The following is a 9,652-nucleotide window of genomic DNA, read 5'->3' as shown; positions in this document are numbered from 1 at the left end:
ACCGAACCGCCCCTGCAGCCCAGCTGCAGGGGCGGTTCTCTTTGTGCGTGAGAAAAAGTCGTGCTCGGCAAGAGTCGTGTGCGAGACAAAAGCTGCGCTGAGTAAAGAGTGCTGAGCCGGGCGTGCTGGGAACACGCGATGAGAAAAGGTCACGCGTCCCTAGGGTAGCGTTTCTCCCGGACGGCCGCCCCACGGATGGCCGCCCCACGACCGTCATGAAAAGCTCGTCAGGCACTTATACTGAACCGCCCCTGCAGCCCAGCTGCAGGGGCGGTTCTCTTTGTGCGTAGGAAAAAGTGGTGCGCAGGAAAGTGATATGCAGATCGGGGTGGCGTGCACCCCGCTGAGTCATCCATACGAGAGTTCTGTCCCTGTCGCCTCGACGTGAAGCCCGATTCCTTCTGGAGTCGGGCTTTTTCGTGGGTTGACCTTGATTGTGCAAAGACGGTGCTTTGCCCCTCGTGGCATGAGCCGACGATCAAAATGCCGTAGTCTCTAGGCATATCTCTTTGATGACAGGGAAGGCAATGGACGAGTTGATCGTGGTCGGTGCCGTGTTTGCGGTTCTGGTCATCGGTGGGGCGCTGACGGGTTGGCTCAGTCTGCTCAAGATCAAGGGGCTGGAGCAGCGTGTTCTCAAGCTGGAAGCACAGCTGCGAGAGGTCGGGCCACAGCTTATGCACAGCACCTCAAGGCGCCAGGGTGTGGATAAGTCGAGTGATGGCTCTACCGCGAATGACGATGCCGAGGGGGACTTGTCACCTGATGGGAAGAGGGCTGCAGCGAGCCGAAGTCCTATTGACGAGGCATCCTCTCATCAGGCGGATGCGGATGCGGGTGCCGCTCCCTTGAAGCTACTCGAGTCGCTATGGACACGCTTGCTGCATGGTGCGTCTGGCAGGCCCAGGGGGGAGGGGCGTGAGACCGGCAGCACGGAGCGCGCCGGTGGCACCCCCATGGCGCGGAGCTTCGCGGTAATGCGCGAGCATTGGATGATACTTGTCGGTGCCCTGTCTCTGGTCATGGCGGGCGTGATGCTGGTGGGTTACTCCCTTGAGCAGGGGCTGCTGGGGCCGGGCATGCGACTGGCGCTGGGGCTGGGCTTCGGCATCGGCATGATCGTGCTGGCTGAATGGCTACGTTGGCGCACGACGCAATCTCCCAGCTTGACCGGAGCCGTGAGCGGTGCGGGAAGTCTGGTCACCGCAGCAAGTCTATTGGCCGGTCACTACCTGCTGTCGTTGGCTTCTCCACTCGTCACCTTCGTGCTGTTGGCTCTGCTGAGCCTGTGGACGCTGGAGCGTGCCCGCCATCATGGCCCATGGCTGGCCGCGCTGGGCATGCTGGGTGGTTACGCCCTCCCGCTTGCCTTGCCCCTTCAGGCACAGTTGGGAGGAGCCGCCAGCCTGATGCTGCTGGGGCATCTAGGGGGCATCGCCCTGGCATGCCGCCTTCTGCACCGGAAGATCGGACTGAACTGGCTGTATTGGGGGGGATTGTGCGGTGCCTTGCTATGGTGGATGGCGCTGCTCCCCCTGGAGGCGGGAACTGTTGACCTGCGACCTGTCTCGGGCGAGCTGGAGCGCGGACTTGCGGGTCTCTGGTTGTGCCTGTTGGCTATTGCGTACCTCCATACCTGGCGAGACGAGTCTGGACGATCCGAAGGCCGGGTGGTGGCAGATGGCGCGCAGGGTGGCGTGAGTGCCACCGGGGAGGCCATGACCTGGTGGCCATGGCGTGCCACCCCGCGGGTGCAGCGTCATTGGATCGCGGGTCTGCTGCTGGGGGCCGTCAATGCCATGAGCCTGTTGCTGCCCCATGTTGGGGGACTGGAGGCTGCCAACGACATCGCGCCCGGTGACTGGTTGCCGAGTGTCCTGCTGCTGTGGGTCACGGGATGGACCGCACGACACATGGCGGCTAGCTGGTCGATGATGGTGGGGGCGGTAGCGTTCTGGTTGTTGGCATGGAGATGGAGCCCACTGACGGCGAGCGGGATCTGGGTGATGACAGGGCCGATGGCGCTGTGTGTCGGGTTGGTTGGCCTTGCCTGCTGGAAACCGCAGGCCTCGCAGGCACCTGCCAAGCAGGCGCACATGCTGTCTGCCTGCTGGTGGGCCATGGCGACTCTGGTACCGCTGGTCGCGTGGGGACTGGCCGTCTGGAACGGCACCATCCCTGTCGAGGCGGAGGGTGGAGCGGCCCCATGGCTGAACACCGCCATGCCACCCTTGATCTGGGGGCTGGTATGTTGGATTGGCGCCAACCGTTTCCATTCGCGAGAAGGAGTGCGTCTGGCTGCCGGCCTGTGGCTGCCCGCTCAATTCGGGATTGCGCTGGCGCTGGTGATCGCGCTTGACGGTCCATCGCTGACACTGGCGTTGGCATTGCAACTGCTTGGGTTGACGGGGTGTGAGTGGCGTTGGTGGCGACTCCAGGCTGATGAGGATGGCGCCGGACGCTCCCTGTTTGCCGAGTTGGCGCGCCTGCTTGCCTGGGGGTTGGCCCTGCGTCTGGCCTGGGGTGTCGTCACTGGCACGTATGACGACATCAGTCACTGGCCGTTGCAGGTCTTTCTGCCGGTGCTTGTCTGTGTCGCCCTCAGCAGTCATGGCATGCGACACCGCAAGTCTATCCAGCGCTGGCTGGAAGGGGTCGTGGTTCAGCTTGCGCTCGCCACGACAGTGCTGGAGATTCGTTATCTGCTGACAGACGGTCAGCCTTTCTCCGGCCCTCTTTCACTGGCGGAACTCTCCCTGCAGGTGTTGGCGCTCGCTGGTGTGGCGGCGGGCTATGCCTGGCGCGGGCGTGGTTCGGCGACGAATGTCGCGCTATACCGCCTGCTGGCCTCCGTCGTGGGCGGCCTGGCAGGAATCATCTGGCTTGCCGGCATCGTTCTGGCATTCAATCCGCTGTGGCAGGACGGTGATGTCGGTCGCTGGCCATTGTTGAACTGGCTATTGCCCGCTTATGCGCTGCCGGCGCTGGGAGCCGCCCTGGTATGGCGTCTTTCGCAGCATGCTGCCTTGCTGCGTCGTCTCTGCGAGGTGGTGGGTCTGCTGGCTGTCGGGCTATGGATTGGGCTCAGCTTGCGCCATGTCTGGCATGGTGGCGCGCTCGGGCTCTGGCTCGGGGTCGAGCAGGCGGAGCTTTATGCCTATAGTCTCGCCTTGCTGGCCGTTGCGGCGAGTCTCGTGATCGGTGGTGCCAGAATGGGGCAACCGCACTGGCAGCGCGTCGGACAGGGGCTGTTGGTCGTGACGATTCTCAAGGTCGGACTCTGGGACACGGCGACTCTGGATGGCCTGTGGCGAGTGGGGTCATGGCTCGGGCTTGGAACCGTGCTGATGCTGCTGTCAGCGTTGTTCAAGCGCCTGGCAGGGGCCGGTACGCGAAGGGAGGAGCAGGAATGAGTGAAAAGCCCCCGAACTTTGGTCGTTGTTCTTGGCTCGCAAGCCCATGAATCCGATAGAATGTGCCCTTTTGCACAGGGACGCTCCCCGCATGACCATCCGTGATCTCATTCGCCTGCTCGGAGATGGTGACTACCACTCCGGAGAGGCCCTGGGCGAAGAGCTCGGGGTGTCGCGTACGGCGGTCTGGAAGCAGCTCAAGAAACTTGAGGCGCTTGATATCCCGCTTGAGGCTGTGAAGGGGTTGGGCTATCGACTGGCCAACCCTATCGAGTTGCTTGATGGACAGCGGATCATCGAAGCGCTGCCACGCGAGACTCGCAAGCATCTGAAGCGCCTGTTCATCGAGGAATCGCTGGATTCCACCAATACCTTCATCCGTGAGCGCTTTCGCCAGGGAGCGGGTCATGCAGAGGTCTGCCTGGCTGAGGTGCAGTCTGCCGGGCGGGGTCGTCGTGGTCGCGAGTGGCAGACGCCATGGGGCCGCAGCCTGGTCTTCTCACTTGGTTGGCGCTTCGAGTCAGGTGCCGCGTCACTGGAAGGCTTGAGCCTGGCGATCGGCGTGGCAGTCGCCGAGGTGCTGGAGGCGGATGGGTTGCCTGCGCGCCTGAAGTGGCCGAATGATGTCCTGCTTCAGATACAGAAGGACCAGCCGAAGATTGCCGGCATTCTGGTCGAGGTGACAGGTGATGTCTCCGGGCCTTGTGATGTCGTGATCGGTATCGGGTTGAACATCGAGTTGCCGGCGAGTCATCGCGAGGATATCGGGCAATCGGTCGCGGCGGTACGTGACATCATCCCGGGCGCTTCACGCAACGCTTATGCGGCTCGCCTGATGGAGTCGCTGCTGGCCCTGTTGCCTGAGTTCGAAGCTGAAGGGTTCTCTGCCTGGCAGCAGCGCTGGAATGAGCGCAATGCGTTCAAGGGGCGCGATGTGGTGATTCTGCGAGGCGACAAGCGGGAGGAAGCCATCGCTGAAGGTGTGGATATCAACGGAAATCTCGAGGTGCGCATGAATGGCGAAACCATCACACTCGCCGGTGGCGAGATCAGTCTGCGCGCTGTCTCATGATTCTGGATCTTGATATCGGCAACACCTTGTCCAAGTGGCGTCTCAAGGACACTGTCTCCAGCGAGATCCGCTCACGCGGCGCAGTATGGACACGTGAAGAGTGGCGTCCAGGGGAGGATATTCCCGATCTGGACGTCGTCACGGCAGTGCGCATTTCCAGCGTGGCGCGCAAGCAGGTATTGGATGAGACCGTCGAGCTGCTGCGCAAGCAGGTCGGGGCAGTGCATGTGGCACGCTCGACACGTGAGGCGCTGGGGGTCACCTGCGGGTATGAAGAGCCGCAGCGATTGGGGGTGGATCGCTGGCTTGGTGCGCTTGCCGGGCATCATCTGACCGGCGGATGTTGCAGTGTGGACTGTGGAAGCGCCATTACCGTGGACTTCGTGTTGCCGGGCGGGAAGCATCTCGGGGGCTATATCATTCCCGGGCTACGCCTGATGAAGGAGAGCCTCAAGCTGGGGACGCGCAACGTGGCCATCGACCCGGACAGTGAGGTGGACAGCCTGCTGGCGCCGGGACGCAATACGGTGGAGGCGGTCAATCACGGGATCTACATGGCGGCGGTCAGTGCCGTCAATCGGTTGTATGCCGAGGTGTGTGATCGTGAGGGGGTCGCGCTGCCGCTGTTGCTGACAGGAGGGGATGCACGCGTGGTAGCGAGAGGCCTGCGGGTTCCTCATGCATTATGGCCGGACATGGTCTATGCCGGTCTCGAGGCGCTTTTCCCGCTGACAGCGGCGGAGCGTGCCGGACGCCTGTCAGGCGCGCCGGAGCAGCCGCGCGTTGCTGATCTGGAAAAACTTCGCTCAGGGCTTGCACTTACCCAGATGCTTTGACATACTACGCCCCGTTCTGAGGAGATACATTCCCTCAAGTGCTTGAAGTCAAAAGAAATCAAGCGCTTGACAGCGTATCCCAAGCGACGTAAGATTTGTCGCCATAGAAGAGGTGGGGTTCCCGAGTGGCCAAAGGGAGCAGACTGTAAATCTGCCGCGAAAGCTTCGAAGGTTCGAATCCTTCCCCCACCACCAGATTCGCTCATGATGGCATGTTCATCTGGGCAGCAAGAGTTGGAAAGCGGGCATAGTTTAATGGTAGAACCTCAGCCTTCCAAGCTGATGACGCGGGTTCGATTCCCGCTGCCCGCTCCAGTTCATCTCGTCTGACGAGATTGCGCAAAGGTTTTGCTCGTGTAGCTCAGGGGTAGAGCACACCCTTGGTAAGGGTGAGGTCGGCGGTTCAAATCCGCCCACGAGCTCCATACAACGGAAAGGCGAGTCGCAGTTTGGCTCGTCTTTTTCGTTTCCGACGACCTCCCAGGTCGCGGTCAAAGATAAGGCTTGTCAGTATGGGTTGTCTCAGCTATGATGGCGCCCGCTGTTAATTCAGCCTTGTTTTTAGTCTCTGGAACACGCAAGTGTTACAGGCCAGTAGCTCAATTGGCAGAGCAGCGGTCTCCAAAACCGCAGGTTGGGGGTTCGATTCCCTCCTGGCCTGCCATCCTTCCCCAGGATGGTATTCGACTTCTTACCGATTCTCGATTCTAGCGATCGCTGCACCCTTGAGGAGTCTCTTTGATGAAACAGAACGCCGAGGTGCAGGAAGCGCGCCACGACGGATTCAAGTGGTCGGTCGTTGTCATTCTTCTTGTGCTGGCTGTTGCTGGCAACGCCTATTTTGCTGACCAAGCGCTGCTTTATCGCGTGCTTGGCGTCGTCGTGCTTGGCGTTGCAGCGGCTGCTCTGGCCATCACGACCAACAAGGGTCGTGATGTCGTCGAGCTGGCAAGCAGTGCGCGCCGCGAGATCCAGCGCGTCGTTTGGCCGACCCGACAGGAAACTGTCCAGACAACTGCCATCGTGCTGGGTGCCGTGCTTATCGTGGGCCTGTTGCTATGGCTCATCGATACCACCCTCGGCTGGCTGATGTCCGGCATCGTCAGTTAACGGAGTTTCCATGTCCAAGCGTTGGTATGTCATACACGCCTATTCCGGTTTCGAAAAGCAGGTCATGCGCTCCCTGAATGAGCGTGTGAAGCTGTATGCCATGGAAGAACACTTCGGTGAGATCCTGGTGCCTGTGGAAGAAATCGTCGAGATGCGTGACGGCAAGCGCCGCAAGAGTGAGCGCAAGTTCTATCCAGGCTACGTGCTGGTCGAGATGGACATGAATGATCAGTCCTGGCACCTGGTGAATGAAACCCCGCGCGTCATGGGGTTCATCGGTGGCACGCCGGAGAAGCCGGCTGCGATCACCCAGAAAGAAGCCGACGCCATGTTGCGTCGCGTTCAGGACGGTACTGACAAGCCGCGTCCGAAGACTCTCTTCGAGCCGGGCGAGACAGTGCGCGTCACCGACGGTCCTTTCGCCGATTTCAATGGCGTCGTCGAAGAAGTGAATTACGAAAAGAGCCGTCTGCAGGTCAGCGTGCTGATCTTCGGGCGTGCTACGCCAGTGGAGCTCGAGTTCTCGCAGGTCGAGAAGGACTGATCTCTGGATCACCTTTCCTGTCTGGATACGAGCATCACGGCAACACGACGGGTCGCCTGAGGCGGCCCGGTTTCACGGGGAGCCGCAAGGCGCTACCACCCAAAATGGAGTCCTATCATGGCCAAGAAAGTACAGGCTTACATCAAGCTGCAGGTCGCAGCCGGTAAAGCTAACCCGAGCCCGCCCGTGGGTCCTGCCCTCGGTCAGCACGGTGTCAACATCATGGAGTTCTGTAAAGCGTTCAACGCCGCTACCCAGAACGTCGAGCCGGGCCTCCCGACTCCTGTGGTCATCACCGTGTATTCCGACCGCAGCTTCACCTTCGTCACCAAGACGCCGCCTGCCGCCGTCCTGCTGCTGAAGGCTGCTGGTCTGAAGTCCGGTTCTGGCGAGCCGAACAAGAAGAAGGTCGGTACCGTGACTCGCGCTCAGCTCGAAGAGATCGCGACCACCAAGGAACCGGATCTGACAGCTTCCAATCTGGACGCTGCTGTTCGCACCATCGCCGGTACTGCCCGTAGCATGGGCCTGAACGTGGAGGGTCTTTGATCATGGCCAAGATTTCAAAGCGCGCCCAGGCGATCAACGCAAAAGTCGAATCCGGCAAGGTCTACAGCGTCGAAGAAGCTGTCGCCCTGCTGTCCGAGCTGTCCACCGTCAAGTTCAAGGAGACTGTTGAAGTCTCTCTGAACCTGGGTGTCGATCCGCGTAAATCCGACCAGGTCGTTCGCGGCGCTACCGTCATGCCGAACGGCACCGGTAACGACGTGCGTGTCGCTGTCTTCACCCAGGGCGCCAACGCTGAAGCAGCGAAGGAAGCCGGTGCAGACGTCGTCGGCATGGACGATCTGGCTGAGCAGGTCAAGAAAGGCGTGATGGACTTCGACGTCGTCATCGCTTCTCCGGACGCCATGCGCGTCGTCGGTCAGCTGGGTCAGATCCTCGGCCCGCGCGGCCTGATGCCGAACCCGAAAGTCGGTACCGTGACGCCGGACGTCGCGACTGCCGTGAAGAATGCCAAGGCAGGTCAGGTGCGTTTCCGTACTGACAAGAACGGCATCATTCACGCCGGTATCGGCAAGATCGACTTCAGTGCAGACGCGATTCAGGGTAACATCGACGCCCTGGTCGCCGAAGTGAAGAAGCTGAAGCCGAGCACTTCCAAAGGTATCTACCTGAAGAAGATCACCCTGTCCAGCACCATGGGCCCGGGTCTGACCGTCGATCACGCCAAGTACGCGTAAGGCAGTCACAGAATGTTTCACTTTGCGGTCCCCGTGCTCAGCCGCGGGGCGCCGTCAAAGACCGCAGGTGCCAGCCTTGTCGCTTCGGTGGCAGGGCTGGCTTAATCGCGACGTGATGCCTGCATCGCGCGCAGCCTGCGCAGATGGTGTCCCAGCCTCGCTGGTGGCAGCCATCCTCCAAGACTCTCCCGCGCAGTTCAGGTGAGAGAGATGGTAAACCACTGGGGAATTCGTTCCCCGGCACGAAATGGAGTCAACACCGTGGCTTTAGGTCTCGAAGACAAGAAGGCAATTGTTGCTGAGGTCAGCGAAACCGCCAAGGGTGCTCTCTCCGTAGTCGCTGCCGACTCTCGTGGTGTAACTGTTGGCGCAATGACCGAATTGCGCAAGCAGTGCCGCGAAGCGGGCGTCCAGCTGCGTGTTGTTCGCAACACCCTGGCTCGCCGTGCGCTGTCCGGTACCTCTTATGAGGTGCTGAACGAGTCCTTCGTCGGCCCGACCCTGCTTGCATTCTCCATGGAACACCCGGGCGCTGGCGCTCGTCTGTTCAAGGAATTTGCCAAGAAGGTCGAGGCATTCGAAGTCAAGGCACTGGCCTACGAAGGCGAGTTCATCCCGGCGGCCAACATCGACCGTCTGGCATCTCTGCCGACCCGCGACGAAGCACTGTCCAAGCTGCTGTCTGTCATGAAGGAAGCTTCTGCAGGCAAGCTGGTCCGTACTATCGCAGCACTGCGCGATCAGAAGCAGGAAGCCGAAGCCGCCGCGTAAGCGTCGCTTCTTCCTCCTGGCTGTCTCGTGCAGCCTGAATCGATTTCCGTTTGACCGAGCATCTTTGCTCCGCAAAGTTTAGGATTGCTAAAATGGCACTGACCAAAGAAGACATCATCAACGCCGTCGCTGACATGACCGTCATGGAAGTGGCTGAGCTGATCGAAGCAATGGAAGAGAAGTTCGGCGTTTCTGCCGCTGCCGCCGTCGTTGCTGGCCCGGCCGCTGCAGGTGAAGCCGCTGAAGAACAGACCGAGTTCGACATCGTTCTGACTGCTGCTGGTGACAAGAAAGTCAACGTCATCAAGGCTGTTCGCGAACTGACTGGCCTGGGCCTGAAAGAAGCCAAGGCAGCTGTTGACGGCGCTCCGGCCACCCTGAAAGAAGGCGTGAGCAAGGAAGACGCTGAAGAAGCGAAGAAGAAGCTGGAAGAAGCTGGCGCGTCCGTGGAACTCAAGTAACTCGTGTTCCAGGCTACGCACGCTGCGTAAGCTTCCTGGCTGGTGGCGGACTCCGCCACCAGCCTTTTTCTGTTGCAAGACGAATTATGACGGCGAGCCAGCCCGCAAGGGAGGCTTGCCGTCCGCGCCTGATGGACATCGCCGCGCCATCAGGTATGAGCCGACCACGCATCGGTCACCCAAGGTGAACAAGCTGGGGAA

Annotated in this window: 9 protein-coding genes and 4 tRNA genes; all 13 read left to right on the top strand. The window is 60.8% G+C overall.

The genetic code is table 11. The features are described 5' to 3' along the window. Positions 1-527: 527 nt before the first annotated feature. The 13 genes from ACZYGA_RS15780 (at position 528) to rplL (ending at position 9,451) form a co-directional block, all read left to right on the top strand. Positions 528-3,413 carry a DUF2339 domain-containing protein gene (locus tag ACZYGA_RS15780; protein ID WP_479399539.1) on the top strand — a complete coding sequence of 962 codons (2,886 nt, stop codon included), beginning with the start codon at positions 528-530 and terminating at the stop codon, positions 3,411-3,413. Between the two features lie 91 nt (positions 3,414-3,504). Then, the gene (locus tag ACZYGA_RS15775; protein WP_077373336.1) at positions 3,505-4,485 is read left to right on the top strand and encodes a biotin--[acetyl-CoA-carboxylase] ligase; all 981 of its coding nucleotides are present in this window, start codon (positions 3,505-3,507) and stop codon (positions 4,483-4,485) included. Next, positions 4,482-5,321, top strand: coding sequence for a type III pantothenate kinase (locus ACZYGA_RS15770; RefSeq protein ID WP_077373339.1), 840 nt, complete (start codon positions 4,482-4,484; stop codon positions 5,319-5,321). Before ACZYGA_RS15775 ends, ACZYGA_RS15770 begins: the two co-directional genes overlap by 4 nt. Positions 5,322-5,432: 111 nt before the next feature. Next, positions 5,433-5,516, top strand: a tRNA-Tyr gene (locus ACZYGA_RS15765). 46 nt (positions 5,517-5,562) lie between these two features. Continuing rightward, positions 5,563-5,636 (top strand) — tRNA-Gly (locus ACZYGA_RS15760). A gap of 35 nt (positions 5,637-5,671) precedes the next feature. After that, positions 5,672-5,746: transfer RNA gene (locus tag ACZYGA_RS15755), tRNA-Thr, on the top strand. A 163-nt stretch (positions 5,747-5,909) separates the two neighbouring features. Next, positions 5,910-5,985: transfer RNA gene (locus tag ACZYGA_RS15750), tRNA-Trp, on the top strand. A 77-nt stretch (positions 5,986-6,062) separates the two neighbouring features. After that, a complete protein-coding gene (gene secE / locus ACZYGA_RS15745; protein ID WP_043334897.1) occupies positions 6,063-6,431 on the top strand; it encodes a preprotein translocase subunit SecE in 369 nt (122 codons plus the stop codon). A 10-nt stretch (positions 6,432-6,441) separates the two neighbouring features. Next, complete coding sequence (nusG, locus tag ACZYGA_RS15740; protein WP_065392619.1) at positions 6,442-6,975, top strand: transcription termination/antitermination protein NusG; 534 nt, start codon at positions 6,442-6,444, stop codon at positions 6,973-6,975. A gap of 117 nt (positions 6,976-7,092) precedes the next feature. Then, complete coding sequence (gene rplK / locus ACZYGA_RS15735) at positions 7,093-7,524, top strand: 50S ribosomal protein L11 (protein WP_043334893.1); 432 nt, start codon at positions 7,093-7,095, stop codon at positions 7,522-7,524. 2 nt (positions 7,525-7,526) lie between these two features. Then, complete coding sequence (gene rplA / locus ACZYGA_RS15730; protein WP_065392620.1) at positions 7,527-8,219, top strand: 50S ribosomal protein L1; 693 nt, start codon at positions 7,527-7,529, stop codon at positions 8,217-8,219. Positions 8,220-8,480: 261 nt separating this feature from the next. Beyond that, positions 8,481-8,990 (top strand): 50S ribosomal protein L10, encoded by a 510-nt coding sequence (gene rplJ, locus ACZYGA_RS15725; RefSeq protein WP_065392618.1) that lies wholly within the window; start codon positions 8,481-8,483, stop codon positions 8,988-8,990. A gap of 92 nt (positions 8,991-9,082) precedes the next feature. After that, positions 9,083-9,451 carry a 50S ribosomal protein L7/L12 gene (gene rplL / locus ACZYGA_RS15720; protein WP_043334886.1) on the top strand — a complete coding sequence of 123 codons (369 nt, stop codon included), beginning with the start codon at positions 9,083-9,085 and terminating at the stop codon, positions 9,449-9,451. Positions 9,452-9,652: the final 201 nt, after the last annotated feature.

The organism is Cobetia sp. BL01, assembly GCF_056493605.1.
Note: the sequence above shows the minus strand (reverse complement) of the source record. Positions and strands in the feature narration are given on the sequence as shown.